The sequence below is a fragment of the Bradyrhizobium sp. URHD0069 genome, from assembly GCF_000701345.1.
GTDB lineage: Bacteria > Pseudomonadota > Alphaproteobacteria > Rhizobiales > Xanthobacteraceae > Bradyrhizobium.
Window position 1 is genome coordinate 25,070 of record NZ_JNIJ01000024.1, and the last position, 26,654, is coordinate 51,723.

The following is a 26,654-nucleotide window of genomic DNA, read 5'->3' on the forward strand; positions in this document are numbered from 1 at the left end:
CGCGATTTCGATGCGCCTTATTAACCTGACTTTGACCTCTGGCTGGTACCTTCCGAGGGTGAAGTGTGCCGCCTGGCGTAATTTGTGAGTAAAGCGTATGAAACCCGCACGCCTTATCGTTCTGGCCATCGCTTTAGGCGCTGGCGGCGTCGCCGCCTATCTTGCCAGCGGGTCCTCCGAAAATAAGCCTGCGCCGACCAAAGCCGTCGTGCAAATGCCTACTGTCGATGTCCTCGTGGCTAAAAACGAGATCGGCCTCGGCCAGACAGTTACACTCGAAAATTTACAGTGGCAGACGTGGACCGAGTCGACGGCGAGCAGCAGCTTTATTCGCCGCAAAGAGCGGCCCGAAGCGACAACCGAACTCGCCGGCTCGATTGCGCGCGCGCCCTTCATCGCCGGGGAACCAATCCGCGAGCAGAAATTGGTCAAGGCCAATGGATCAGGTTTCATGGCCGCCATTTTGCCCACCGGGATGCGCGCTGTTTCAACGGAAATCTCGGCGGAGACGGGCGTGGGCGGCTTTATTCTACCCAATGATCGCGTCGACGTCATTCTGTCGAAGCGTGAAAAGGTGACGTCGGACCCTGACTCCCCCGGAGGAGCCCCCGATGTCGTCGTATCTCGGGTCATTCTAGCCAATGTACGCGTGCTTGCCATTGATCAGGCTCCCAAGGAGAAGGACGGCCAGAACGCGGTGCTAGGAAAAACGGCCACGCTGGAAGTGACGCCTACCGACGCAGAAATGCTGGCGAGGTCGCGGCAGAGCGGGACGTTGTCGCTGGCGCTGCGGAGCATCGCGGACGCTAAGAGCAGCGACGTTGTTCAGACAGCCGACAACAAGATGATCACCATTTACCGAGGTGTCGCCGGTCGGGAAATGCTTAGCTGCACGCCTTTGTGCGAGAAGCGATAACTCGACGGCTTTTTACGCCCGCTCAGCATGAGCGCTACGGGATTTTTGGAAGTCGTTCCCGCGAGATTTGAAATGCGATACGTGTCGCTCTGATCTGCGGTTCTATGGCCGTTCCTCATCGTCGGGATGCACCAAGGATCGGCCGCGATTTTCCGTTCTTTCGTCCACTTCATCATGTGCAGGTGCAAGGTTCCGGAACCCTTGGCGAGGAACAACGTTTTCCTTTTCGCTCTTTCCGGAAAGGCCTATCGCATGAAAATCCTGGAGCACACCGAAAGCCATATCGTCAAATTGGATGACGGGTCGACGTGGCGGATTTTCCCCGGCGATATAGACCGCACGCTAATGTGGCTGCCGACGACAGAGCTGAAGCTGTTCGAGATAAACGATGAGGTCGCCTCCCACGCCCTTATCAATTCCGACGACGGAACCTTCGTCCGCGCTCGCCCTCAACACGAGCAATGGCCCGCAGAAGAGGTCAAGGATAGTTTGAAGCAGGGCTGACAAACGGATTCGAAGCGCGCCATGTGGTGCGCAGCACTCATCAGCATTATCCTGCGAGCATTATCCTGAGCCTGCCGTTCAGGTAATTCTCCCCCCGTTGCTGTTTCCCGTGGTCGCTGATAACCGATGTCAGGTGCACAACAGTGCGTGCCGCGTCCTGTTGATAACCAGCCGCCCCCTTCCCCGGCGGCGTGAAAGATGCCTGCGACGTGTTATCGACGGACCAGATGCTCACATAACGGATAGAACGACCATGCGGATCACCCTCGTCGGCTCCCGCCATTTCGGCGTGACGATGCTGAATATGCTGCGGCAACACGGTGTCGAAATCGCCGGCGTCGTGGTAGCCGACGCCGAAGACCGGCTCGCCGCCGCCGCCCGTGCCGCCGGTATCAAAGTTACCGTGCAGGCCGATCCCAAACTTGTCACGGCTTCCGAAATTGCTGGCGGTACCGACCTGATCGTGACGGCGCACAGCCACGCACGCGTCAGCCGAGAGGCGCTGGCGGCGGCCAAATTAGGCGGCATAGGCTATCACCCCTCGCTGCTGCCGCGTCACCGCGGCATTGCGGCGGTGGAATGGACCATCCGGGAAGGCGATCCGATCGCCGGCGGCACCGTGTACCATCTGGCCGACCAGATGGATGCCGGCGCGATCGCAGCCCAGGAGTGGTGTTTCGTCAAAAAGGGCGAGACCGCCCGGGAATTGTGGGAACGCGCGCTGGCGCCGCTCGGGCAGAAACTTCTCGGTGAAGTCATTGACTACGCCAAAACCCACAACAGCCTGCCCGCGAAACCGCAGGACGAGCAATTCGCTACCCTGGCGCCGAAACTTCCGCATTAAGGGTAAACGACTCGGCGGAGGCGGCTCCATTAACCCCTGCCCCGCCCCAATGTGGTTCCAATCTGGAACTAAATCTGGGATCAAATGTTTGATTCACAAGGAACTTTTTGCCCTGTCGCGACGCGGCAAATTTTGAACACATTGTGACGGAATAAGGCCTTGTAGCATTACGCAATTGGGAATTGATTCATGCGCCGCACTCGCATTCGTATGGCATTTTTTACTTCCGCCCTTACCGCCGCCGCCCTCGCCGCGGCTCCCGCAACGGCCCAGACGGCGTATGACGGGCTTTGGAATGTCACGGTTGTGACCAAGACCGGTGGCTGCGAACCGTCGACGCGCTCGACGCTGACCGTCACGGACGGTAAGGTCTCGGCCGCAGGCGCCGATGTTACCGGCAGCATCGGGCGCGAAGGGCTCGTGCGGGTTTCGATCAATGGTGCATATGCAAACGGTCAGCTCAGCGGCAACGCCGGATCGGGCAAATGGAATGGGGCATCTGCAGGCATACCGTGCAGCGGCCGGTGGGAAGCCTCCCGCCAGTAAATCGAGCCGGCCGGCCGGTTCGTTCACGGCCGTTCGACGACTGATATTCGCGCTGGCCACTTTGCTCGTGGCGACTGTGGCCGGCTCCGCCAGTTACGCGCAATCGGGCCCGTTCGCCGGGATGGCCGGCAACTGGGCCGGCGGAGGCAGCGTCACGCTCGATGACGGCTCGTCCGAGCGAATTCGATGCCGCGCATCCTACGCCGTTGGCGCTGGCGGTAACGGCCTCAATCTGAATCTGCTCTGCGCCAGCGCCAGCTACAAATTCGATCTCCAAGGCAATGTCATCGCCGAGCGCGGCGCGCTTTCCGGGACGTGGAGCGAAAGCAGCCGAGGCATCAACGGCACCCTCCAAGGACGCGGCGGCGGCGGCCAGTTTCAGGTGGTGGCGAGCGCAGGCGGATTCACCGCGAACCTTTCATTGACGACGCGCGGCAACAAGCAGTCCATCGTGATCAGAGCCGACAACGGGTTCAGGGGCGCATCCATGTCGCTGTCCCGCAGTTAAGCCCGTTTCGCTGCAAGCCGTTTTGCTTTAGCTCTCGCGCTTTGGCTGGGTCAGGCGCGCCGCGGTCTCTTTCATGGTTTTTGCAATCAACAGCGCCTGTTCCTTGTTGAGCGCAAAATCCTGCACGCCTTTGTGCGTGGTCAACGAAAGCACCATGATATCAGGTTGGTTCTCGGGCCAGCCGGTGGCGAAGGCCGTCACAAAATCCGCGGATGTCGATCGATTTGTCATGGGGTGGATGTCCTATGCAGCTGGTACGAATGCGGTGACTTCAATCTCGACCTTCGCTCGTTCGTCGACCAGGCCTGAAACGTAGAGCAGCGTCGACGGCGGGAGATTTCGCCCGAGCGTCTCGCGCCAGGCCGCCCCGATGCCGGCGCCCGCAGCTTGATATTCGCTGCGGCTGGTCAAGTACCAGGTAAGCCGGACGATATGCCCGGGGCCGGCGCCGGCCTCCGCAAGCAGCTTGATGATCCTTTGTAACGCGATGGCGACCTGCCCGCCCAGATCGGGTTGATACTCCCCTTTCTCGTCGCCTCCGGTCTGCCCGGCAAGGACGATCCACTTCCCGGGACCGTCGACCGCAACGCCGTGCGCGAAGCCGCGTGGCTTCGACCATTCGGCCGGTTGCAAGGTGCGCATCAGCAAATTCTCCAAGTTTACTGTCGTTTCCCTCGCGCCCCCGGAGGGGCCAACTAGCGTGTCCGGCAACGACGGCCAGGGACGACCCTTAGCACCGATCGCGCGGATACTCCCACCTCGAAATTGAGGTCGGCGCATCACTGCATCGGCACATTTGCGCGTTGCAAATCCCTTGGCGGTCGCCGATACCGGCGGGCCCTCCGCTCAATTCCGCGCGCGCCATGTCTGAGACTCCCTGATGGACCGAACTCCTTCCAAACCAATGGCCGCGCTGTGGATGGCGGGCTGGCTCGCCTTGATGCTGATCATGGCGATCGCCGGGCGCGAGACGACGCGCGAACTGAACGTATTTCAAATCATGGAGATGCGCTCGATCTTCGGCCTCCTGATGCTGTACCCGCTGATCCGCCTGAACGGAGGCTTCGCGACAATGAAGACGTCGCGGCCGCTGCAGCATATCGGACGCAATCTCATTCACTATGCAGCCCAGCTCGGCTGGTTCTTCGCGCTTACGCTCATTCCGCTGGGTCAGGTGGTGTCAATCGAATTCACCATGCCGATCTGGACCGCGATTCTTGCCGCGAGTTTTCTCGGTGAGCGAGTGACGGTCTGGAAGATTTCGGCGATCGTGCTCGGCATCATCGGCGTCATCGTCATCGTTCGCCCCGCGGCCGGCGAGATCAATCCGGGCCAACTGATCGCGCTGGGTGCCGCCGTCGGATTAAGCATTTCCCTCGCCATGATGAAGTCTCTGACTCGCACCGAAAAGACCTTGGCGATTATTTTCTGGATGCTGGTGATTCAGGGCGCAGCCGGGTTTTTGCCGTCGCTCTACGTCTGGAGATGGCCCTCGGCCTATGCCTGGGGCTGGATCGTCGTGATCGCATTCTGCGGCACGTTTTCCCATTATTGCATGGCGCGCGCGATGCTGTATGCCGATGCAACCGTGGTGGTGCCGATGGATTTCTTGAGGGTTCCGCTGACCGCCGCCGCCGGCTGGCTGATCTATTCGGAGCGGCTGGACAGGTTCACCGTGCTCGGCGCGGCGCTGATCCTCACCGGCAACCTCTTGAACTTGAAGGCGGCTGATCCGGTGCCCGCGCCTGCGATTGATCGAGCAACGGGGTAACCGCGCAGACACGATCGGGACGATATTGTTTAATTCCAGCTACATCGGCACATGGCTTAGGGATCGCTGATACCACATCAGCGCCCGCGCAGGATCTTTGGCAACTCCGCGACCGGATTCAAGTCCATCAATGAAAACTACGTCCGCCATCGACAGCCATGGAAATCCCGGTGATGAAGCTCGATTCTTCCGCACAGAGAAACATCACGGCCGCAGCGACTTCCGACGAAGTGCCGAACCGTCCCAGCGCGTACAGCGCCTCGGCCTTTTTACGGCTGCTTTTAGTCGGATAGGTATCGCGGATCATAGGCGTTTCGATTGGACCGGGACAAACCGCATTCACGCGGATCGTTGGCGCAAGTTCCTGAGCAATGACCTTCGTAAACGACAACAATCCCGCCTTCGACGCCGCGTATCCTGCATAGTTCGACAAAGGCCTCAAGGCGATTCCCGAAGACACGTTCACAATGGTGGCAAATTCCGCCTTGCGCAGATATTCCACCGCTGCGCGGCACACAAGGAATGGTCCGGTCAGGTTGACCGCGATCAGTTGCTCCCAATCTTCAATCTGGCCTTGGTCGAAGGGTCCTACCGACAACACCCCAGCTGCGTTGATCACGCAGTCCAACCCTCCTAACCTTTCGGCGGCCGTCCGCACCGCTTTGGCGACCTCATCCGACTTCCGCAGATCGGCGATCAACGGCAGCGCCTCGCACGCACGCGCGACTTTCGTGAGTGCCTCGTCCGATCGGTCTATGAGAGCTAGCTTCGCTCCCTCCCGCGCAAAAAGTTCCGTTATGGCCGCTCCAATCCCTGACGCTGCTCCTGTGACCAGGACGCGACGGCCCAGCATCCGGCCCGCTCTTCGTCCTTCAGACAACGCATTCATTCAAATTGCCCCCAAATAGGCTCGCCTGACATCCGGATTCGAATGTAAAAAGCCGCTGTCGCCTTCGATCACCACTCGTCCATTCTCCAGCACGTAGGCGTAGTCAGCCAACGCCAACGCCTGACGTGCATTTTGATCGATCAGCAGGATCGTGATCCCTTCGGAGTGAAGCCGCTTTAGCGCTTCAAAAATTTGCCGAACCAACAGCGGCGCCAAGCCCAGCGTCGGCTCATCGAGCAGAAGCAATTTCGGTCGGGACATCAGCGCCCGCCCGATGGCCACCATCTGCTGTTGACCGCCGCTCAGCGTGCCCGCATACGCTGACTTCCGTTCTGCCAGCACGGGAAAGAGATTGTGGACCCGCTCCATATCCTCGCGGACCTGACTTCGATTCTTGACCGAATATGCGCCCATGGTGAGATTGTCGGCGACGGTCATATCGGGAAACACATCTCGCCGTTCGGGAACCATGGCGATGCCGAGCGTTACGATCTTGTGGGGTGCGGTCGCTCCGATTGGCTTGCCGAGAAATTTGATATCGTTCTTTGTGCTCCGATGGAGTCCGACGATCGTCCGGACAGTCGTGGTTTTGCCGGCGCCATTGGCTCCCAGCAGACAAACAATCTTTCCTTCCGGCACGCTAAGACTAACATCGTGAAGCACCTGAATGCGGCCGTAGGAACTCCGTACTCCGTTGAGCTCAAGCATTGGAGACCTCACCGAGATAGGCGTCGATGACGGCGGCATCTTTCTGAATTGAGGCGGGCGTTCCGTCGGCGATCTTCACGCCGTGATGCAGAACGATCACCCGGTCCGACAAGGCCATCACCAGGTTCATTGTATGCGCGATCAGCAAGACTGAGGCGCCGTAGCGGGTGCGCACCAGCCGAATGATGTCCGCCAGCGCGCCTACCTCCGTTGAATTGAGACCGGCGGCGGGCTCGTCAAGCATTAGCAGCTTCGGCCGCGATGCCAGTGCGCGGGCGATTTCAAGAAGGCGTTGATGCCCGAAGGACAGGCTACCTGCCCGCTCCTCCGCATAATGAAGCAAGCCGACAAACTCCAAAAGCTCGAGCGCCCGCGACCGCTGCTCGGCTTCGCGCCTGCGCTCGCCCGGCAGCCGGAAAGCGCTTTCGATTGGAGAATTGGTGATCTGCCCATGCGCACCGACCAGCACGTTATCAAGGGCGGTCATGTCCTGGAACAATTCGAGATTCTGAAAGGTCCGGCTGATGCCCATTCGCGCACGCTGATGGGCCCGATATCCCATCACCGGTTGCCCCGCGACCTCGATCGCCCCCTTGTTCGGGCTGTACAGGCCGGAGATCGTGTTGAACAGCGAGGTCTTACCCGCCCCATTCGGGCCGATGATGCTGACAATCTCGCCTTCGTTGACTTCGAGGCTGACATTCTTCAGCGCCGCGAGCCCTCCGAACGACAGCGAGACATCCGTGACGCGGAGAAGTTCGCGGCTGGAATCCGGTCTCACGCTTTTGTCGATGGCATCGGTTTTGATCGACTTCACCTCTCGAATCACATCTGGCCGCACCGAAAAGCGGTCCCACAGCAATCCCACCAGACCCCGGGGCAGAAAAATCAGAAGCATCAAGAGAACAAAGCCAGTCAGGAGTTCCTTGTACTCGGCCGCGCCACGAAGAAGTTCTGGAAGAACCGTCAATGTCAGGCCGCCGACGATCGGCCCTGCGAAAAATCCGGAGCCGCCGAGGATCGCCATGGTGACGTAGCTGATTGACACCCCAAACACGAACGAGTCTGGATTGATGAACTGCGTGAGACCGGCAAACAAACCCCCGGCGATGCCCGCGTAGGCAGCGCCCAATCCAAAGGCCAATGTTTTGGTAGCGGCGACATTCACGCCCATGGCGCGGGCTGCGACTTCGCTCTCCCGCAAGGCCACGAATGCTCGTCCGACGCGCGAATTGATGAGGTTGCGGGTCACAACAAATAACGCGACCGCGACCACTACAACAAAGTAGTGGAATTGATGCGGCGTCAGATCATTTCCGAACAGTTGCGGTGGCGCGACCGCCATTCCGTTCGGGCCGTTGGCCAGTTCGTACCAATTCTGCAGGATAAGGACGACGACGAAGCCGAAACCGAATGTCACCATCGACACATACAGCGGGCCTAATCGAAGAGCAGGAAGACCAAGCAGATAGCCGAACACTCCCGCCAACAGCCCGCCCGCAGGCAATGCGGTCCAGAACGCCCAATCTCCATGGGCCATTAACAGTGCTGTCGTATAGGCGCCGATCGCCGCAAATCCAGCGTGTCCCAATGAAATCTGGCCGGCGTAACCCATGGTGACGTTCACACCGAGAACGGCAATGATGTTGACGACGGCGAGACTGAAGACGAAGAGCGGATAGGCCGGGAGCACGGCCGGAGCCGCCAAAGCGATCAGGACAAATCCTGCATATAGCGCGATGGATGCGGACGCGAGTTTGAACTTCATGCGCGTCGCGCCTCCTGGCGTCCGAAAAGCCCCTGAGGACAGGCGATAAGAATCAAAAGCAAAAGCCCGAATGAGACGACATCCTTCATCGCCCCAGAGATGTAGTAGCCAGCCAAATTTTCGATGATGCCGAGCAGGAAGCATCCCGCGATCGCACCGGGAATTGTCAAAAACCCGCCTAAAATCGCGCCGATGAAGCCTTTCAGGCCGATGATGCCCATATCGGGCGTGATAACGATAAGCGGAGCTATCAGGATTCCAGCCGCCGCCGCGAGCGCAGAACTCACCGCCCACGTCAGCAGAAATGTCTGATTGATACTGACGCCGCTTAGCGTCGCCGCATCACGGTTCTGAGCGGCGGCTTCCATGCCGCGGCCAATACGAGTGTAGCGGATGAACAGCACCAGCGCGCCAACGAGGAAGATGGACAGAATGACGGTGCCCACCGTCAGCGCCGTCAACGTCACTCCGCCAACCGTGAACGGCGTTGTCGGAAACAGCGGCGGGAAGTGACTGACTTCCGACCCGCGCACGATGCGCACGGCCGAGCGGATCATCTGGCCGACCGCCACTGTCGCCAGAATCAACGTAATGACCGGAGCGCGTTGAAGTGGCCGAAACGCGACGCGTTCCAGGAAGGCCCCGAGCAGTCCAACCGTCACGCAAGAGCCGACGAATGCCAGGCCATAAGGCAGCTTGAGGTCCTGGTAGAAGTACAATGCCAGGATTGCGCCCAGCATCAACATCTCGCCCTGGGAAAAATTGACCACCCGCGTTGAACGATAAATGAGCACGAATCCCAAACCGACCAGTGCGTACAGACTGCCGAGCATCCCGCCACTGACGAGAATTTGCCAGAATAAGTCCACTTACCCCTCCATTAGCCCCACGCATATTTTCACGCGCTCAAAACCGGTTACCGGTTCTGAGCGAGTGAATAAACAAGGCAGCGATTTAGTTGGCGCTGGACTGGATCATCTTCCAATGGAGATCGTCGCCGACTTGTATGATCGAGGCGCGTCCGGTTGCCTCGTGACTTTCGGCTGTGTAGCTGATGGGGAAAGTCAGTCCGGTATCGAATTTACGAGTCGCTTCGAGTTCTTGCACGAGCTTTTCGCGATCTAGCGTGCGGCCTGCCCTCTCCAGTGCCTGCCCCACGGTTTTGGCGGCGGTGTACGCCAGAAAATCATACTCTGAAGGCCGGCCGGCAGGCATCCCGCCGGGATAGAGCTTCTCAAGCTCCTTGCGATAGGCGAGCACCGCGGGCGCGGTCGACGTTTCCGTCAATTCCGGCAGCGGGTAGACCGCTACGAACCCGCGTGCCGCATCGCCGGCAGCCCGCTGGAAAAGCGGGGTCGCAGTCGCAGCACCGCCAAACAACGGCACGTTGATGCCGAGTTCTTTCGCCTGACGCACGATGATGCCTGCCTCTGCGGCAAACGAGAACACCAGGATCGAGTCGGCCCCCGCCGAGCGAATTCGCAGCAATTGCGCCGAAAAATCCTGATCATTGGGATTGTAGCGCTCCGCCGCGACGAAATCGATGCCATAGCTTTTGCGCATGAAGTCCCGGATCGCATTGTAACCGCCGATCCCGTAGTCGTTGCTCGTGTAGATAATGGCGGGCTTCTTGGACTTCATATCCTTGACGGCCCACTCCACGAGATGCTCGGAAAGAGAAATTTCGTTGGCGTAGATGCGGAACAGGTAGCGCGAAAACGGCTGCATCAGGTTTATGTTTGAGGATATAGATGCCAGGAAGGGAACCTTCGCGCGATCGATGACCTGGCGCACCGGCAGCGTCGATCCGCTGACCGATCCGCCCAGCAACATAAACACGTCGTCCTGGGTCAAGAGCCGCCGCACGGCGGCTTGCGCTTCCTGCGGCGAGCCCGCGTCATCGTAGGCAATGAATTTTATCTTTCGACCGTGGATTCCTCCACGCGCGTTGATGTCGTCAGACCATATTTTAACTGCATCGCGTGTGGACGTTCCGAGCAGTGACAACGGGCCACTGAGCGGGGTCCACATTCCGATCCGGATTTCCGTGTCGCTGATTCCGGACTGCGCGATAGCCCGACCATGCGCAAGCATGCCCAAGGCTATCGCGACGGCTACGGTCGAAACACGCTTAAAGTTAATCCTAACCAAGGCGCCCTCCTGCGATTAATTTTTTTTAAAAGTCGATCGTAGTCGCGATCCATCAAGCCGCTTTTGTGGACTTGACCTTGCTTGTGTCGATTTTCCAAAGCCGGGCCGTGTTACGCCACATGATCTTTTCCATGTCGTCCTTCGCTATGGGGCTCATGTGAAGCTGCGGCGCGAGTTTCTCAAAGCTGCGGAACATGTCCGCCGCCATGTGGGTGTGCGAATTCTCGGAGCCGAAAAGAAGCTTGTGATATCCGCAAATATTTCCGAAGTCCTTTACGGTTCGCAGCACCTTTTCCGCGCCAAACCATCCCCAATACGCCATATCCGCATGGACGTTGTCCCACTTGGCAATGAGGGCCATGCATTCATCGACCCATGGCCAGCCGACATGCGCGACGATTATTTTGAGATCAGGAAATTTCGCCGCAACGTCATCAAGCAGGTAGGGCTGCTGAAATTTCATCGGAGCGTTTTTGCACGGCGTCCATCCCATATGAATTTGCATGGGGATGTCGAGATCGCTGAGCGTTTTATAGATTGGATCCAGACGACTGTCGCGAGGATCGAAATGATCGTAGGACGGATACAGCTTGCAGGCTTGGAAACCATGTTGCTTCACGCAACGCTTGATCTCTTCGACCGATGCAGCAACATCACGAAGGGGATCCACGCTGCAAGTCAATGCGAACCTGTCGGGTGCTGCGCTTTTGACTTCGAGCAAATAATCATTCGGAGTGTAGGGTCCGCCGTCGTTGGGATAGACGCGCCGGTGGTCAGACGTCATGATGCACGCCATGTCCACACCGGTTCGATCCATTTGATACACAAGCCTTTCGCCGACCGTCATAGCGGGCTTGTCGTACGTCCAGTTGTGCATCCCGCCCCAGGCAGCATAGAGCTCTTCAATCCACCATTCCGGGTAGTGTTTTCCCAGTTCGCCCGCGTGAATATGGCAATCGATTATCATTCACTCTCTCCTTGTTTCGTTTGAGCCGGGCCGCGCATGCGGCTACCTTCTATGGCGATGTTGTGGCAACAACTCCCAGTCGTATCGATTCCTGCCTTTCAGTCACCCGAAGCCGATCACGATTTATATCTTTGATATTGCTATATATTAGTACACTGATTAGTGTGATCACAGTGAGGCTATCTGCTGAGTTATGGCTATGTCAATCCCGTCTGCATCAAAAATATCTGCGCGTCCGACTGTCCGAAGAAAGCCTCTCAATCGAGCGACTATCAGCGATCAGATCTATGCGCAGCTGTGCCTATCACTCGCATCGGGTGAGCTTGCGCCAGGCGAAAGGCTTTCAATCCGGAAAGTTGCAGCCACACTTGGCGTCTCGATGATGCCCGTGCGTGAAGCGATCACGCGCTTGATTGTGGACAACGCCTTGGAGATTTTGCCGAACAAGGCCGTTCGCGTTCCAATCATGACGACTGAAATTTTTCGCGAGCTGACGAGCGTTCGAATTCACATCGAAGGGTTCGCCGCGGAACAGGCCGCGATTCATCGCACCGATGAGGAGCTCGATTTAATTAAAGAGCAAGAGGTGGCTTTCCGCGACGCCGTTACGAGTAGCAATCCCAGCAAGATCGAAGCATTGCGAGCCAACAAGAATTTGCACTTCATCATCTATCGCGCGAGTCATTTGCCGACGCTGCTGAGAATTACCGAAATGCTTTGGCTGAGAGTCGGCCCCATCATCAATCTCGATTTGGATTCGTCTGTCGTTCAGGGTGCCAAAACGGCTCTGGCGCAGCACGCTCGTCTGGTTCATGCCATCCAAACCCGAGATGCGGCGACGGCCCGCGACGCGCTCGCAGCCGACCTGCTTGGCACGGCGAATTTCGTTCTTGAATCGACACGATTGCGCGAGAATAATTTGCCTTTGCCATTGAGCGATTTTGGCCATTGAGCGATTTTGCCTAGTCGGCTCGCGGAGCAGCCGAGATTGGCTATCCACCTTTTGCAGGAGCGCTGGCGCAAAATTGTGATCTAAATCACGCAGCCGTGGCCCGATTCAGTATTTGCCTCGTTGCAATATTCTGCCTCGTATTTTGCCTCGTTGACGGCCAGCAAGGATTTGGGTGATAGCTGATTTTAGTGGCGCGAAGTGTGGTTTTTGCGTGTATTCTGTCACGACGCTTTGCAGCAAGATATTCGATTCTGCCAAGGGGCTTTCAGATGCGTTATTTTACCCTCATTATTTCCCTGTTTTGTCTAGTGTTGTCAGCGCAAACGGCCAAGGCCGACCGGCGCGTCGCGTTTGTCGTCGGCAATGGCGCCTACAAGAACGTGGCACCTCTCCCCAATCCTGCGATCGACGCCAAGTCGATGGCCGGCGTACTTCGCAATGTGGGCTTTGAGGTTGTCGAAGGCACCAATCTTACCCGCGATAAGATGACCGAGCGGCTGCTCGAATTCGGCAAGAAGGCGCAAGGCGCCGACGTCGCGGTATTTTTCTACGCCGGCCACGGCATCGCCATCAGCGGCACGAACTACTTGTTGCCTGTTGACGCCGACATCAAATCCGAAATGGACGTCAAGCTGGGCGCCGCGATCAACATCGATCTCACGCTCGACCAGACCATGAGCGACGCCAAGGTCAAACTGGTGTTCCTCGACGCCTGCCGCGACAATCCGTTTGCCGCAAAGATCAAATCGAATTCTGCGACCCGCAGCGTATCGGTACAGTCTGGCCTTGCGGAAATGAAATCCGGTGAAGGCACGCTGATCGCATTCGCGACAGGCCCCGGCCAGACCGCATTGGACGGCCAGGAAGGCACCAACAGTCCATTTACGCGCGCTCTGATACGCCACATCGCGACGCCCGGCGTCGAGATCCAGCAGGCGATGACCGAGGTGCGCGCCCAAGTGAACCAGGAGACCAACAAGGGTCAATTGCCCTGGGGACACACCAACCTGATCGGTTCGGTTTATCTGAACCCGGCTGGGAAGCCTGCCGCCAATGCCGCGCCTTCGGCGCCGCCGGCTGTCGCCTCAAACTCCGGCGGTTCAGATGTCGAGCTCGAGTTTTGGCGCTCGGTCAAGGAATCGAACAAGCCGGAAGAGCTCAATGCTTATCTGAGCAACTATCCCAACGGTCAGTTCAGATCGCTGGCGCTGGCCCGGATCGCCTCCCTGGAGAGCGGCCCGTCGAGCACGACCCGCAATCTGACGACGGGCATCGATCCCGCCACCTTTACCGAGCCATCCAACCAGACCACGGAAGATCAGATCGGTCTCGACAAAGGCCTGCGCCGTGACGTGCAGCGCCGGCTGACCGGCCTTGGTTTCGATACCAAGGTTACCGGTCAGTTCGACGAGCCGACCCGCGCCGTGATCACGCGCTGGCAGGTTGCCCGCGGTTATCCCAAGTCCGGCTATCTCAACAAGCTGCAGCACAAGGCGCTGCTGACCGAAATCATTGCAACGACGCAAACCAGTTCCAGCGACGAGGGCGAGGATCGGCCGGCTCGTCGTGCACGCCGCAGCAGCGGGGGCGGAGAAGGCGGCAGCGGTGGCAGCGCCCGTAGCAGCGCTCCAGCTCAAGCTCCACCTCCAGATCTCGCCGGGCCCGGGCGTTTCATCGGAGGCGTGGTGGGCGGCATTCTCGGACGCTGATCATCCGATCGCCCAGCTACAGAATTTTCAATTAAAAAGCCCGGCTCATGCCGGGCTTTTTCACTTCGAGCCTCAATCTATTTAATGCACTCCGCGTGCCCATCGGTGAGTTTCACCATCTTGTCCCCGCCCGAGGTCAGCTGGCACATCTCCACTTCCTTGCCTGCCGGAACCGGTTTGGTGCAGGTGATCTGTGGATTGTTATTGTATTTGGTCGTTGAAAATTTGCAGGTCACGGTACAGGAGGCGTCGCTCGCCAGCGAATTCGTCATCATGATGCTGGCGAGGTCATTGCCCGGCAAAATGACGCAGTTGAACGGGACCGATTCAGCGGACGCCGGCGTCATTTGCAAGCCGACAAGTAGCGCGAGCCAGAGGCCCTTCAAATGCAAACGCATCAACCGGCCCAGATCATTTCCCGGCCGCCTTTCGCAGCGCCTCATTGATCCGATCCTGCCAACCCGGCCCCTCCTCCTGGAAGTGTTCGAGAACGTCCTGATCGATCCGCAGCGAAACAAGCTGCTTCACGCCGGGAAGCGCGGTTTTTTTAGGCGGCGCCTCCGGCACCTTGGTTGTGGTCCGCTTGAACGCCGCCTCAGCTTCGGTTCGGGCGTCGTTCAGGGTTCTCGGTCGTCGCGGTTGATCTGGCAGATTAGATTCCTTCAAACAGCACCATTGAAAGATAGCGCTCCGAAAACGACGGCACGACCGCGAGAATGGTCTTGCCCGCAGCTTCCGGCCGCTTGCCGATTTTAATTGCGGCTGCGATCGCGGCGCCGGAGGAGATGCCGCCGGCAATACCTTCGTTGCGCGCCAGCGCGCGTGTGATTTCGATCGCGGTAGCGCTGTCGACCTTGACGATCTCGTCGATCACGGAGCGGTCCAGGATGTCCGGAATGAACCCTGCGCCGATGCCCTGGATCTTGTGCGGGGAATGCTGCCCGCCCGAGAGTACCGGACTTTCCTCGGGCTCCACGGCGACAATCCGCAGCGACGGCTTGCGGGGTTTGAGCACCTGCCCCACCCCGGTGATGGTGCCGCCGGTGCCGACGCCCGCGACGAAGTAATCGATGTTGCCGCCGGTGTCGTTCCAGATTTCCTCCGCGGTGGTGCGGCGGTGAATTTCGGGATTGGCGAGATTCTTGAACTGGTTCGGCATGACGGCGTTGGGCGTAGTCCGCACCAGTTCTTCCGCGGTCGCGATCGAGCCCTTCATGCCTTGGGCAGCCGGTGTCAGAATGATTTCAGCGCCGAGAAACGCCAGCATCTTGCGCCGCTCGATCGACATCGATTCCGGCATCACCAGCTTCAGCCGGTAGCCACGAGAAGCGGCGACGAAAGCCAGCGCGATGCCGGTATTCCCCGATGTCGGTTCGATCAGCACGGTATCGGCGTTGATCACGCCCGCTCTTTCCATCGCGATGATCATCGCAGCGCCAATGCGGTCCTTCACGCTCGCTGCCGGATTGAAATACTCCAGCTTGGCGAGAATTGTCGCGCGGACGCCGTGCGCCTCCGGCAATCTGCGCAGGCGGACGATTGGCGTATCGCCGATCGCGTCAACGATGCTGTCGAAGACACGGCCCCGGCCCGGACGGTGCAGTGCACTCGTAGCTGTCGGCGCGTCCATGACGAACTCCTGTGGCGGCAATTTGCACGAAATCAGAGGCTATTCCTTCCTTTAGGGTGGCATGTGTCCGCGTGCAAGCCAGAATTCGGACAAGTTGCTAATGCGCTGCATCACAACCGATAATAATCAAATTACGTAAAACCAACGCATTTGTGTTGCGACATCGTCAAATAAATCGGTTTATGTTAGCATCAGGTCCAGCTCGCAAGAGAGGTCACGATGCCAGCAATTGCTGAAATCCTGTCGACCGCCGCGCCCAGCACCGACCCGCGCGTATGTGATTTGCCAACCTGCCCGGTTTGCGCGGACTCCATGATAGCTGCGGAAGCGTCCGCCTTTGTTTCCGACAACCTCATCAGCTATCTCTGGACCTGCGATACCTGCGGTTACGGTTTCGTGACCAAGCACTCGCTGAAGCGATTTGCCTGCAACTAGGCTTTCTTTCAATTAGGCTGTGATCGCGTTTAGCGCGGTGCGATGTAGCTCTTCGCCCATTCGGTGCGCGTTGCGCTCGGCAAAGCTTTCGAACGTGACGTTCGAAATCGTATCCCTGATGTCGTGCATCAGGCGCTGGTCGTACGCGACGTTGATTTCCGACAACCCATCGCCCCCCGGCAGCGATGAGGAGATCGACCGGACCAAGCAAGAGTTTGATATCCACGAGGTCCGCTTGGTCTTTTCAAGAAGCTGTGATCATTCCGGCAGGATCGCGACCCCAGCGTTCCGGCATTCAATCGCCTCCCCCGGGGCGATGGTGCCGTCATCGACCCGGATCAAGGGTAAAGCGACGTGATAGGCACCGTCATGCTAAGCCAAGGAGACCATGAGGGCACAAGCGAAACCTATCACCAAGATGCCCGCAGTAATTGCCGAGACCAGATCAATTGACCTTGGGTGCTCCCCTCCGCTGATCAAGTCGAAATGTCTAGAGCGGCTTTCGTCCCGATATGTATGAAGGTGCATGGCAACCATCCCCGTGCGTGTTCGCCGCCATTCAACCCACTATTGCCAAGATAGTTCCTCACAATTCGCCGACGCGAGCTTCCGGCTCTTTGCTGGAGCTTCTATGCCGCCGCAGGTCTCCCCTGTCGACACCTCAAGCGACGATCTTGAGCACTTCATCCGGCAAGCGCCTTTGCAGCGCCCTGGCCTCGTCTCAAGGCGCTCGCATCCAGACGTCCCGCTCCTCCTCGGTGGTCAGGATCACCGGCATGGCCTTGGGATGGGTCTCGCGACGAACAGCTTGGCCGCTACTATCGCGCTAAAGAAGAATTTAATGGCGGCGGTGCGGTTCTCTCTTAGTTGCAATGGATAAGAACCATTACTTGCACAGGAAAGGAGAAGAACCATGAAACTTACGAAAATAGCACTAGCCACTGCGTTCGCGCTCTCGGGTACGGTTGCGTTTGCGCACACGCTTCGTCATGAGTCGAGGGTCAGGACCTATCCCATGTATAGGGATGCTGCGCCGTCAGTCGCCTTGCATCCGAACTACGGCAATCCCAACGGCAATCCAGACGGTCCGACCACATTGAGCGGAACCGGCTCCTCGTCGTTCGGCGGCTCGTCGCCTGGCACCAGTGGCTACAACTAAAAGAAAGCCCCGCATTTACGCGGGGCTTTCTTTCGCGCTCTTCGGAGCTAACCCAGCCTTCATCGCCGGCGTGCTTCCGCTTCCGTTTGAGCGCGATGATCGTGGCTTGGTTCGTGGTAATCGAATAGAGATTGCACATCGTGTTACCATTTAGCGCGGCGCGATGTCGCCCTTCGCCCATTCGGCGCGCGTGTGCTCGGCAAAGCTCTCGAACGTGCCTTTCGAAATCGCATCCCTGATGTCGTGCATCAGGCGCTGGTAATACGCGACGTTGATTTCCGACAACAACATCGCCCCGAGCGTCTCGCCCGACTTCACAAGATGGTGCAAATAGGCGCGCGCGTAAGTGCGGGCGGATGGCCAAAGGCTCTCCTCGTCGAGTGGCCGTGGATCATCGGCGTGGCGAGCGTTGCGCAGATTGATCTGGCCAAAGCGCGTGTACGCCACCCCGTGCCGTCCGTTGCGCGTCGGCATCACGCAATCGAACATATCGATGCCGCGCGCGACCGCCTTCAACATGTCTTCAGGCGTGCCGACGCCCATCAAATATCTCGGACGATCCAGCGGCAGGATCGGCACCACCTCTTCGATCATCGCAAGCATCACCGATTGCGGTTCGCCGACCGCGAGGCCGCCGATCGCGTAGCCGTGAAAACCGATTTCGACCAGGGCCCGCGCGCTGGCCTGGCGGAGTTTGGGTACGTCACCGCCCTGCGCGATACCGAACAACATATATCCGGAAGGCGCGGTCTCGAAGGCGCGCTTGCAGCGCTCCGCCCAGCGCAACGAGAGTTGCATCGCACGCTCGATGTCGTTGCGCTCCGCCGGCAGCCGCACGCATTCGTCGAGCTGCATGGCAATGTCGGAGCCGAGCAGCCGCTGCACCTCGATCGCGCGCTCCGGCGACAGCTCAGCGCTGGCGCCATCGATATGCGAACGAAAGGTCACCGCGCGCTCGCTGACCTTGCGCAGCTGCGCCAGCGACATCACCTGGAAGCCGCCGGAGTCGGTCAGCATCGGGCCCTGCCAGCCGGTAAAGCTCTGCAGGCCGCCGAGGGCGGCAATGCGCTCGGCGCCGGGCCGCAGCATCAGGTGATAGGTGTTGCCGAGCACGATATCCGCGCCGGCATCGCGCACCTCGCGCCAATGCAAGCCCTTCATCGCGCCGGCGGTGCCTACCGGCATGAAGGCGGGGGTTCGCACCGGGCCATGCGGCGTGGTCAAGCGGCCGGTGCGCGCTTTGCCGTCCCGGCCAAGCAGCTCGAAATGGTTGGCAGATGTCATCAGGTGGACTTATCACGAAACAGCAGACAGGCGTCGCCGTAGGAATAGAACCGGTAGCCGCTTTGGATCGCGTGGGCGTAGGCGTGTTTCATGGTGTCGAGACCGCAGAATGCCGAGACCAGCATGAACAGCGTCGAACGCGGCAGGTGAAAATTGCTCAGGAGAATATCGACTGCGCGAAAGCGGTAGCCCGGCGTAATGAAGATCGCGGTTTCAGCCGTGAACGGCACGATCATGCCATCTTCCGCGGTGGCGCTTTCCAGGAGCCGCAGCGAGGTGGTGCCGACCGCGACAATGCGACCGCCCTTCGCCTTCGCCGCATTCAGCGCGTTAGCCGTATGGCGGGAGATGCAGCCCCATTCGGCGTGCATCTTGTGCCCCGTCGTGTCATCCACCTTGACCGGCAGGAAGGTCCCTGCCCCGACATGCAGCGTGACGCGGTGAATCTCGATACCGCGCTCACGCAAAGCCGTTTCCAGCCCCGAGGTAAAATGCAATCCTGCAGTCGGCGCCGCGACCGCGCCTTCGTTGGCCGCGAACATGGTCTGGTAGTCGCTGGCATCGCGATCATCGGCGGCGCGCTTGCCGGCGATGTAGGGCGGTAGCGGCGGGCTGCCGAGATCGGCGATGGCCTGTTCGAGCGCCGGCCCGTGAAATGAAAACGACAGCGTGATCTCGCCGTCCTCGCCCTTGTGTTCGACTTGCGCATCGAGGTGACCGAGAAGGCATACCTTGCCCTCATTGCCGAAGCGAACCACATCGCCCGGCGACAGCTTTTTGGCAGGCTTGACCAGCGCCTGCCAGCGAGAGCCGTCGAGCCGCTTGATCAGTGTCGCCTCGATCTTCGGTTCGGTGTCGCGGCCGATGCGTCGGCCTTTGAGCTGGGCCGCGATCACTTTGGTGTCGTTCACCACCAGTTGGTCGCCGGGCTCGAGCCATTGCGGAAGATCGGCAATCAGGCGGTCGCGCAAGACGCCGTCGGGCTGCACAATCAGCATCCGAGCGGAATCGCGCGGGCTCGCCGGGCGCAGCGCGATGCTGCCGGAGGGGAGTTCGAAATCGAAGAGGTCGGTGCGCATGGAAATCGGGACTCGATCGTCCTGGCGCGAGCCGGGACTGTGAAGCACGGTCCTTCACCTCTCCCGGGGGAGAGGTCGGAGACTGATTGCAGCGAAGACTTCGGGTGAGGGCGTACGGATCCTGTGGGAACAAGACCCCTCACCCGCTCCCCCAGGCGCGCACGTGCGCCGCCGGGTTCGCGACCTCTCCCCAACGGGGAGAGGTGAAGAAATTCAGCTGCCGGCTTAGGCCGCGTCGGCGGCCATGCGTGCCTTGATGATCTTGTCCGGGTCCTGCACCGGCTCACCGCGCTTGATCTTGTCGACGTTCTCCATGCCCGACGTCACCTTGCCCCAGACCGTGTACTGGTTGTTGAGGAACGATGCGTCATCGAAGCAGATGAAGAACTGGCTGTCGCCGGAATCCGGGCTGGCGGCGCGCGCCATCGAGGTGGTGCCGCGCACATGCGGCTCCTTGTTGAACTCGGCTTTGAGCTTCTTGCCGGATCCGCCGGTGCCGGTGCCCTCCGGGCAGCCGGTCTGCGCCATGAAGCCTTCGATCACGCGATGGAACACGATGCCGTCGTAAAATCCCTCGCGCACCAGTTCCTTGATCCGCGCGACGTGGCCGGGTGCAAGATCGGGCCGCATTTCGATCGTGACCGGTCCCTGCGTGGTTTCAAGGATCAAAGTATTTTCGGTGTCAGCCATGCTCTCTTCTCTACAGGTTTGGGTGGAGGTTTCCGGTTGTGGAACTGGACCGCGAACGGCCGGCCGGCCACGGCACCAGCCATTGCTTCGGTAAATGGCATCGGCGTGCAGCGTTGCAACGCCTCCATCACGGCGATGCGATACATCAGCCGATCGCTGTCGGTTGCCTGTTCCGATTCGTAGGTGACCTTCGGTTGGCCCAGGATCTCGCCGTTGCGGTTAAAACTCACGATCACGGTGATGTCGATCCCGGGACGGGCGCGCGACGCCGGCGGCGGCTTCCAGCAGGTGCTCAACCTCACGAATACGTCGCGAATGGTGTTGACCTGCGCCGGCTCTGCCTGTCCGGCCGACGCGAGCGGGCCGAACAGCAGTACCGCGGAAAACCAACTGAGTGCGTTACGACGCCGCGCCACCGGCGCTCACTTGATGTCGGATGCGACTTGCACCTTCACCATCTTGTCGGGATCGCTTACCTCGCCGCCGCGCGACCCGGGCGGTGCTTTCTTGAGTTTGTCGACCACGTCCATGCCCGACACCACCTCACCGATCACGGTGTACTGGCCATTCAGGCTCGGCGCATCGGCGAACATGAAGAAGAACTGTGAGTTCGCGGTATCGACGCTGTCGCCGCGCCGCGCCATGCCGACAATGCCGCGCGTGAACGGCACGCTGGAAAATTCAGCCTTCAGGTTGGGATATTTCGAACCGCCGGTGCCGTTAAAATTCTGGCCGTCGCCGGTCTGCGCCATGAAGCCATCCATCACCCGATGGAACGGCACGTTGTTGTAGTAGCCTTCGCGCGCCAGCTGCTTGATCCGCTCGGCGTGTTTCGACGCGAGGTCGGTTCGCAACTTGAAGACGATGCGACCCTTGGTGGTGTCGATAACGATCGCGTTCTGCTTGTCGAGATTTGCAGGAAGCGGCTGGGCGAGAGCTGGGGCCGCGCAAACCAGCGCGACTAGCACGGCTAGAATTCGGATCATGAAAACTCCGGATCAAATGAAGGAAAGGTCTTTTGGTTTGCCGCGTGTCGCAAAACCGGTTCCCACTTTTGCGGCATATGCGGATGTTTTGGTTAGGGGGCGAATTTGGCCTTGAGGCTGGCCGCGACGAGCGGTGGCACGAACGCCGAAACGTCGCCGCCCATGCCGGCGATTTGGCGCACCAGTGTGGCGGTGATCGGGCGGACGGCGGCCGACGCCGGAACGAACACCGTTTGCACGTCAGGCGCCATGGTTTCGTTCATGCCGGCGATCTGCATCTCGAAATCGAGGTCAGTGCCGTCGCGCAAGCCCCTGACCATGATTGCGGCGCCATGTTTTTGCGCCGCGGTAACGGTGAGATTGTCATAGGTCGTGCAGTCGAAGGCGCAGCCGGCCTTGGCGGCCACCGGCGCGAACACCGCCCGCGCCATGTCCAGCCGCTCCTCCGTCGAAAAAAGCGGCTTTTTGCTGGAATGTACCCCGATGGCGATAATCAGCCGGTCGCAGAGGCCCACGGCGCGCCGGACCACGTCCAGATGGCCGTTGGTGACGGGATCGAATGAGCCGGGATACAGCGCGATGCGGGGCATGAACCCCTCTAGCGCGCCCCGAGCGGCCCGGCAAGCCGCGCCGGTTCCGCAGAACCCGGCGTTTTCCTAGGTCGGCCATAGAAACGCTTTCGGGCTCGCAGCGTCTCCCAAGGCAAGCCGGCCATGTTTCGTCCTTGGCCGGCCACGAAACAAAACTCGAGCCGGACGAAACCATTTTGTCAGGGGGCGAAGACATCCGGAAACGGGTGCTGGGTACCAATTAACCAACGAAACGACGGGCCGCAAAGGCCCAACGACAGGGGACCGTCATGATCAAGGCTCTTTCAGCCATCACCATCGCTGCATTTATCGCCGCTGCCCTTACCGTCCTGCCCGGCTTTGCCCCGGAGGTTGAAGCGAGCGTTCCGCAAGCCCTCGCCAAGGCCGACCGGCTCGATATCCGCACCGTCGGCCCTGACTGCTCGCAGCAGGCCTGGCCGAATTTCGAAGCTTCCTGCCTGCGCGTCGCCGGCTCCAAGACCATGATCCGGCAAGCCCGGCTCGTGACCGCCGACCGCACGCCATAAGCGCGCCGCCGACACAACCATTTCCGGATCGGACGAGAACGGAGGCCAGGCGGGCGCCCTAGCCTCCGTTTCCATTTCCATTGCCGTTTTCGGTGTCCTCGCCGATGTGCTCGACGGACACCACATGCTCGTCTTCGGCGGTGTCGAACACGATCACGCCCTGGGTCGAGCGGCCCGCAATCCGGATGCCCTCGACCGGGCAGCGGATCAATTGACCCTTGTCGGTCACCAGCATGATCTGATCGCTGTCCTCGACCGGGAAGGACGCCACCAGCTTGCCGTTGCGGCTGTTCACGGACATCGCGACGATGCCTTTGCCGCCGCGCCCCGTCGTCCGGTATTCGAACGACGAGGAGCGTTTGCCGTAGCCGTTTTCGCTGATGGTCAGCACGAATTGCTCGCCGGCGGACATTTCGACATAGCGCTGCTCGCCAAGCTCGATGGCGCCCGACGCTTCCTCGTTGTCGATCCCCGCCTCCTCCTCGACGCCACCACGCCGCACCGCATTGGCGCGACGCAGATAGGCGGCGCGCTCCTCGGCATCGACATCCAAGTGGCGCAGGATGGTGAGCGAGATCACCTTGTCGTTTTCGGGCAACGCGATGCCGCGCACGCCCATTGAGGTGCGGCCCTGGAACACCCGCACGTCGGTGACGGGGAAACGGATGCACTGGCCTCCGGCGGCGGTCAGCAGCACGTCGTCGCGCTCAGTGCATATCTGCACGTCGACGATCGCTTCGTCGTCATCAAGCTTCATGGCGATGATGCCGGAACGACGGACATCGACGAAATCAGACAGCTTGTTGCGGCGGACATTGCCGCCGGTGGTCGCGAACATCACGTCGAGATTGGCCCATGAGGATTCATCCTCGGGCAGCGGCATGATGGTGGTGATGCGCTCGCCCTGCTCCAGCGGCAGGATGTTGATCAGAGCCTTGCCGCGGGCGTTCGGCGCCGCCACCGGCAGCCGCCAGACCTTCTCCTTGTAGACCTTGCCGCGCGAGGAGAAGAACAGCACCGGCGTGTGGGTCGAGGCCACGAACAAGCGGCTGACGAAATCCTCGTCGCGGGTCTGCATTCCCGAACGGCCCTTGCCGCCGCGGCGTTGCGCCCGATAGGCCGACAGCGGCACCCGCTTGACGTAGCCGGCATGCGAGACCGTCACCACCATGTCCTCGCGCTGGATCAGGTCCTCGTCCTCGACCTCGCCTTCATGCTCGATGATGACGGTTTTGCGCGGGGTCGCGAATTCCGACTTCACGTCCGCAAGTTCGGTCTTGATGATCGCCTGCACGCGGGCGCGCGAACGCAGGATCTCGAGGTAGTCGGCGATTTCCACCGCCAGTTTGTCGAGTTCTTCGGAAATCTCATCGCGCCCCAGCGCGGTAAGGCGCTGCAGCCGCAGATCGAGAATCGCCTTGGCCTGCTCCAATGACAGCCGCGCGGTGCCGTCCTCGGCGAGCCGATGGCGCGGATCGTCGATCAGCGTGATCATCGCCGCCACGTCTTGCGCCGCCCAGACACGCGACATCAGGGTTTCACGCGCGGTGTTGGGATCGGGCGAGGTCCGGATCACGCGAATGATCTCGTCGATATTCGCCACCGCAATGGCGAGACCGACCAGGATATGGGCGCGATCGCGGGCCTTGTTGAGCAAAAATTTAGTACGGCGCGTCACCACCTGTTCGCGGAAGGCGATGAACAGCGTCAGCAGATCCTTCAGGTTCATCACCTGCGGGCGGCCGGCGTCGAGCGCGACCATGTTGGCGCCGAAATTGGTCTGCAGCGGCGTGAACCTGTAGAGCTGGTTCAGCACGACCTCAGGGACCGCGTCGCGCTTCAGCTCGACGACGACGCGGAAACCATCGCGGTCGGATTCGTCGCGCAGGTCGGAAATGCCCTCGATCTTCTTCTCGCGCACCAGTTCGGCGATGCGCTCGACCATGGTGGCCTTGTTCACCTGGTAGGGGATTTCCGAGATGATGATCGCTTCGCGGTCCTTGCGGATGGTGTCGATCGACAGCTTGCCGCGCATCACGATCGAGCCGCGGCCGAGGTGATAGGCCGAGCGGATGCCCTGGCGTCCGAGGATGATGCCGCCGGTCGGAAAATCCGGTCCCGGAATGATGTTGATGAGTTCGTCGATGCCAAGCGCGGGATTGTCGATCAGCGCCACGCAGGCGTCGATCACCTCGCCCAGATTGTGCGGGGGGATATTGGTCGCCATGCCGACAGCGATGCCGCCGGCGCCGTTGACCAGCAGGTTTGGAAACTTCGCCGGCAGAACCGAGGGTTCTTTCTCGGAGCTGTCGTAATTGGGCTGGAAATCGACGGTGTCCTTGTCGATATCGTCGAGCAGCGACTGCGCGATCTTGGTCAGGCGGGATTCCGTGTACCGCATCGCGGCGGCCATATCGCCGTCCACCGAGCCGAAATTGCCCTGCCCGTCGATCAGCGGCACGCGCATGGAGAAATCCTGCGCCATGCGGACCAGCGCGTCGTAGACCGACTGGTCGCCGTGCGGATGGTACTTACCGATGACGTCGCCGACGGTGCGCGCGGACTTGCGGTACTGCTTGTTCCATTCGAACCCGTTCTCATACATCGCGTAGAGAATGCGGCGATGCACCGGCTTGAGACCGTCGCGCGCATCGGGCAGCGCCCGCGCCACGATCACGCTCATCGCGTAATCGAGGTAGGAGCGCTTCATCTCGTCGAGGATCGATACGGGACGAATATCGGAGGGCGCCGGCGGCTCTCCGGCCGTCGTATCTTCAGGGTCAGACAAAGGGGGAATCCAGTCAGTTCTTGTTGAGAATCATATAGCGTATCGAGGCCGTTCAAACCACCCCTTAGCGGGTCGGCGCCACCGGTTTTTCCCCTCGTTTTTCCAGAGACTTACGCTGCCTGCGGCGCTCTTAGCGGCGGCCGCGAAACCGACCCCAAAAGGTCTTCCGCGGGACCCTCCTGCCGGAGGCGAAAATGCCTCGGCCCGGGCAGCATAGCGAGGTTGCTCGTACCCCCGCGCGCGGCCGGTCGGCCAACCGGTCGCGCGAAAACGCGCGTCCGATGGCAGGCGCCGCTCCGCCCGGTGAGGCGGCCACTGGATCGCGTTGCTCGTCGCGCTCAGAACGGAATATCGTCGTCCATGTCGCCGTTGCGGGCCCCGGCCGCGACCGCGCGGCGCGGCGCGCTGGACGGACCGCCGGACCCGAAATCGCCACTGGAATCGTCCGATCCGAAATTGCCGCCACCGCCGCTGCGGCCGTCAAGCATGGTCAGCGTCGAGTTGAAGTTCTGCAGCACCACTTCGGTCGAATATTTCTCGACGCCGGCCTGATCGGTCCATTTGCGGGTCTGCAACTGACCTTCGATGTAAACCTTGGCGCCCTTCTTCAGATATTGCTCGGCGATCTTGCACAAGCCTTCGCTGAAAATCACCACGCGATGCCACTCGGTCTTTTCCTTGCGCTCGCCGGTCGCCTTGTCGCGCCAGGTATCGGACGTAGCGATACGCAGATTGGCGATAGGCCGCCCATCCTGAGTCCGTTTGATTTCCGGATCGGCCCCGAGATTGCCAATCAGGATCACCTTGTTCACGCTTCCCGCCATCGCCGTTCTCCACTCTCGAAAATCACTGATCTGGGCCAGACGCACGGCGCGAGCGCCCGTGTTGTCTTAAGATATCCCTCTCGGGACCGACCCTATACGCTGCCCGCTCCCCGCAAGCCTGACGATCCCCTGGTTATCCACATATAGCACTCCTTGCCGGAATGTTCCAGTTTTGTTCCCGTCGGGCAGTTGTGCGTGCAAGCGACGCCGGGGCATTTGTTTTTGGAACCCCAAAGTTCCATCTTTGGAACCAAAGAGTTCCATCGGGTTCCGGAAAAGCCCTAACAAATCACTAAATTGCGGCGGTTTCACTTCGCTCGCAAGTGTTGCATTTCGGCGACGGCATTTCCGGTTGAATCGGGCTATGTTGCCCCCACGAATTCCATCACGGGGCGTTACGCCTGAATTGAAACCCTTCATTCCGCACAG

At 60.0% G+C, this 26,654-nt stretch carries 31 protein-coding genes; 11 read left to right on the top strand and 20 right to left on the bottom strand.

What is annotated here, in order from left to right; all coding sequences use genetic code 11:
• Positions 1 to 97: 97 nt before the first annotated feature.
• The 5 genes from cpaB (at position 98) to N554_RS0115965 (ending at position 3,318) form a co-directional block, all read left to right on the top strand.
• Positions 98 to 916: a Flp pilus assembly protein CpaB gene (cpaB, locus tag N554_RS0115940; protein ID WP_029584371.1), complete on the top strand. Its 819-nt coding sequence runs from the start codon at positions 98 to 100 to the stop codon at positions 914 to 916.
• Between the two features lie 252 nt (positions 917 to 1,168).
• Positions 1,169 to 1,420, top strand: coding sequence for a hypothetical protein (locus tag N554_RS0115945; protein ID WP_029584372.1), 252 nt, complete (start codon positions 1,169 to 1,171; stop codon positions 1,418 to 1,420).
• Positions 1,421 to 1,673: 253 nt separating this feature from the next.
• Positions 1,674 to 2,264, top strand: a complete 591-nt coding sequence (locus N554_RS0115955) for a formyltransferase family protein (protein WP_029584374.1) — start codon at positions 1,674 to 1,676, stop codon at positions 2,262 to 2,264.
• A gap of 189 nt (positions 2,265 to 2,453) precedes the next feature.
• Positions 2,454 to 2,810, top strand: coding sequence for a hypothetical protein (locus tag N554_RS0115960; protein WP_029584375.1), 357 nt, complete (start codon positions 2,454 to 2,456; stop codon positions 2,808 to 2,810).
• Positions 2,755 to 3,318 (top strand): hypothetical protein, encoded by a 564-nt coding sequence (locus N554_RS0115965; protein WP_036053357.1) that lies wholly within the window; start codon positions 2,755 to 2,757, stop codon positions 3,316 to 3,318. Before N554_RS0115960 ends, N554_RS0115965 begins: the two co-directional genes overlap by 56 nt.
• 27 nt (positions 3,319 to 3,345) lie before the next feature.
• Here the strand turns inward: N554_RS0115965 and N554_RS0115970 are convergent, their stop codons facing one another.
• On the bottom strand, positions 3,346 to 3,549 hold the full coding sequence (locus tag N554_RS0115970) for a hypothetical protein (RefSeq protein WP_029584377.1): 204 nt from the start codon (positions 3,547 to 3,549) through the stop codon (positions 3,346 to 3,348).
• A 12-nt stretch (positions 3,550 to 3,561) separates the two neighbouring features.
• Positions 3,562 to 3,960, bottom strand: a complete 399-nt coding sequence (locus tag N554_RS0115975) for a RidA family protein (RefSeq protein ID WP_029584378.1) — start codon at positions 3,958 to 3,960, stop codon at positions 3,562 to 3,564.
• A gap of 238 nt (positions 3,961 to 4,198) precedes the next feature.
• Between N554_RS0115975 and N554_RS0115980 the strand changes: the two genes are divergently transcribed.
• On the top strand, positions 4,199 to 5,089 hold the full coding sequence (locus N554_RS0115980; RefSeq protein ID WP_029584379.1) for a DMT family transporter: 891 nt from the start codon (positions 4,199 to 4,201) through the stop codon (positions 5,087 to 5,089).
• A 127-nt stretch (positions 5,090 to 5,216) separates the two neighbouring features.
• On the opposite strand, the gene N554_RS0115985 is transcribed toward N554_RS0115980, so the two are convergent.
• The 6 genes from N554_RS0115985 to N554_RS0116010 form a co-directional block, all read right to left on the bottom strand.
• Complete coding sequence (locus N554_RS0115985; protein ID WP_029584380.1) at positions 5,217 to 5,978, bottom strand: SDR family NAD(P)-dependent oxidoreductase; 762 nt, start codon at positions 5,976 to 5,978, stop codon at positions 5,217 to 5,219.
• Positions 5,979 to 6,686 (bottom strand): ABC transporter ATP-binding protein, encoded by a 708-nt coding sequence (locus N554_RS0115990; protein ID WP_029584381.1) that lies wholly within the window; start codon positions 6,684 to 6,686, stop codon positions 5,979 to 5,981. It lies immediately after the preceding gene.
• Positions 6,679 to 8,454, bottom strand: a complete 1,776-nt coding sequence (locus N554_RS0115995; protein WP_029584382.1) for a branched-chain amino acid ABC transporter ATP-binding protein/permease — start codon at positions 8,452 to 8,454, stop codon at positions 6,679 to 6,681. The genes N554_RS0115990 and N554_RS0115995 overlap by 8 nt, the downstream gene beginning before the upstream one ends.
• The gene (locus N554_RS0116000) at positions 8,451 to 9,323 is read right to left on the bottom strand and encodes a branched-chain amino acid ABC transporter permease (RefSeq protein ID WP_036053359.1); all 873 of its coding nucleotides are present in this window, start codon (positions 9,321 to 9,323) and stop codon (positions 8,451 to 8,453) included. Before N554_RS0116000 ends, N554_RS0115995 begins: the two co-directional genes overlap by 4 nt.
• An 85-nt stretch (positions 9,324 to 9,408) precedes the next feature.
• Entirely contained in the window at positions 9,409 to 10,605 is a 1,197-nt protein-coding gene (locus tag N554_RS0116005; protein ID WP_156041949.1) for an ABC transporter substrate-binding protein, read from the bottom strand.
• A gap of 52 nt (positions 10,606 to 10,657) precedes the next feature.
• Entirely contained in the window at positions 10,658 to 11,572 is a 915-nt protein-coding gene (locus N554_RS0116010; RefSeq protein ID WP_029584385.1) for an amidohydrolase family protein, read from the bottom strand.
• A 199-nt stretch (positions 11,573 to 11,771) separates the two neighbouring features.
• Between N554_RS0116010 and N554_RS0116015 the strand changes: the two genes are divergently transcribed.
• Together N554_RS0116015 and N554_RS0116020 are read left to right on the top strand one after the other, a co-directional pair.
• Positions 11,772 to 12,524: a GntR family transcriptional regulator gene (locus tag N554_RS0116015; protein WP_051677518.1), complete on the top strand. Its 753-nt coding sequence runs from the start codon at positions 11,772 to 11,774 to the stop codon at positions 12,522 to 12,524.
• A gap of 269 nt (positions 12,525 to 12,793) precedes the next feature.
• The gene (locus N554_RS0116020; protein ID WP_029584387.1) at positions 12,794 to 14,233 is read left to right on the top strand and encodes a caspase family protein; all 1,440 of its coding nucleotides are present in this window, start codon (positions 12,794 to 12,796) and stop codon (positions 14,231 to 14,233) included.
• A gap of 77 nt (positions 14,234 to 14,310) precedes the next feature.
• Here the strand turns inward: N554_RS0116020 and N554_RS0116025 are convergent, their stop codons facing one another.
• The 3 genes from N554_RS0116025 to cysK form a co-directional block, all read right to left on the bottom strand.
• A complete protein-coding gene (locus N554_RS0116025; RefSeq protein ID WP_245283624.1) occupies positions 14,311 to 14,580 on the bottom strand; it encodes a hypothetical protein in 270 nt (89 codons plus the stop codon).
• Between the two features lie 64 nt (positions 14,581 to 14,644).
• A complete protein-coding gene (locus N554_RS0116030) occupies positions 14,645 to 14,884 on the bottom strand; it encodes a BrnA antitoxin family protein (RefSeq protein ID WP_029584389.1) in 240 nt (79 codons plus the stop codon).
• A 1-nt stretch (position 14,885) separates the two neighbouring features.
• Positions 14,886 to 15,863 (bottom strand): cysteine synthase A, encoded by a 978-nt coding sequence (cysK, locus tag N554_RS0116035; RefSeq protein ID WP_029584390.1) that lies wholly within the window; start codon positions 15,861 to 15,863, stop codon positions 14,886 to 14,888.
• Positions 15,864 to 16,082: 219 nt separating this feature from the next.
• On the opposite strand from cysK, the gene N554_RS0116040 reads away from it, so the two are divergent.
• A complete protein-coding gene (locus tag N554_RS0116040; RefSeq protein WP_029584391.1) occupies positions 16,083 to 16,298 on the top strand; it encodes a hypothetical protein in 216 nt (71 codons plus the stop codon).
• A gap of 12 nt (positions 16,299 to 16,310) precedes the next feature.
• Here the strand turns inward: N554_RS0116040 and N554_RS40000 are convergent, their stop codons facing one another.
• Complete coding sequence (locus N554_RS40000; RefSeq protein WP_156041950.1) at positions 16,311 to 16,463, bottom strand: hypothetical protein; 153 nt, start codon at positions 16,461 to 16,463, stop codon at positions 16,311 to 16,313.
• 748 nt (positions 16,464 to 17,211) lie between these two features.
• On the opposite strand from N554_RS40000, the gene N554_RS40005 reads away from it, so the two are divergent.
• The gene (locus N554_RS40005) at positions 17,212 to 17,457 is read left to right on the top strand and encodes a hypothetical protein (protein WP_156041951.1); all 246 of its coding nucleotides are present in this window, start codon (positions 17,212 to 17,214) and stop codon (positions 17,455 to 17,457) included.
• A gap of 150 nt (positions 17,458 to 17,607) precedes the next feature.
• Here the strand turns inward: N554_RS40005 and tgt are convergent, their stop codons facing one another.
• From tgt to coaD, 6 genes are all read right to left on the bottom strand, one after another.
• A complete protein-coding gene (gene tgt / locus N554_RS0116055; RefSeq protein WP_029584393.1) occupies positions 17,608 to 18,741 on the bottom strand; it encodes a tRNA guanosine(34) transglycosylase Tgt in 1,134 nt (377 codons plus the stop codon).
• The gene (gene queA, locus N554_RS0116060; RefSeq protein ID WP_029584394.1) at positions 18,741 to 19,820 is read right to left on the bottom strand and encodes a tRNA preQ1(34) S-adenosylmethionine ribosyltransferase-isomerase QueA; all 1,080 of its coding nucleotides are present in this window, start codon (positions 19,818 to 19,820) and stop codon (positions 18,741 to 18,743) included. Before queA ends, tgt begins: the two co-directional genes overlap by 1 nt.
• A 225-nt stretch (positions 19,821 to 20,045) precedes the next feature.
• Complete coding sequence (locus N554_RS0116065) at positions 20,046 to 20,510, bottom strand: peptidylprolyl isomerase (protein WP_029584395.1); 465 nt, start codon at positions 20,508 to 20,510, stop codon at positions 20,046 to 20,048.
• Positions 20,486 to 20,926: a hypothetical protein gene (locus tag N554_RS0116070; protein ID WP_029584396.1), complete on the bottom strand. Its 441-nt coding sequence runs from the start codon at positions 20,924 to 20,926 to the stop codon at positions 20,486 to 20,488. Before N554_RS0116070 ends, N554_RS0116065 begins: the two co-directional genes overlap by 25 nt.
• 6 nt (positions 20,927 to 20,932) lie before the next feature.
• Complete coding sequence (locus N554_RS0116075; protein ID WP_029584397.1) at positions 20,933 to 21,496, bottom strand: peptidylprolyl isomerase; 564 nt, start codon at positions 21,494 to 21,496, stop codon at positions 20,933 to 20,935.
• A gap of 92 nt (positions 21,497 to 21,588) precedes the next feature.
• Positions 21,589 to 22,086 (bottom strand): pantetheine-phosphate adenylyltransferase, encoded by a 498-nt coding sequence (gene coaD, locus N554_RS0116080; protein ID WP_029584398.1) that lies wholly within the window; start codon positions 22,084 to 22,086, stop codon positions 21,589 to 21,591.
• 269 nt (positions 22,087 to 22,355) lie between these two features.
• On the opposite strand from coaD, the gene N554_RS0116085 reads away from it, so the two are divergent.
• Positions 22,356 to 22,613 carry a hypothetical protein gene (locus tag N554_RS0116085; RefSeq protein ID WP_029584399.1) on the top strand — a complete coding sequence of 86 codons (258 nt, stop codon included), beginning with the start codon at positions 22,356 to 22,358 and terminating at the stop codon, positions 22,611 to 22,613.
• A gap of 58 nt (positions 22,614 to 22,671) precedes the next feature.
• On the opposite strand, the gene gyrA is transcribed toward N554_RS0116085, so the two are convergent.
• Complete coding sequence (gene gyrA, locus N554_RS0116090; protein ID WP_029584400.1) at positions 22,672 to 25,401, bottom strand: DNA gyrase subunit A; 2,730 nt, start codon at positions 25,399 to 25,401, stop codon at positions 22,672 to 22,674.
• Positions 25,402 to 25,739: 338 nt separating this feature from the next.
• Complete coding sequence (locus N554_RS0116095) at positions 25,740 to 26,225, bottom strand: single-stranded DNA-binding protein (protein WP_029584401.1); 486 nt, start codon at positions 26,223 to 26,225, stop codon at positions 25,740 to 25,742.
• Between the last annotated feature and the right edge of the window lie 429 nt (positions 26,226 to 26,654).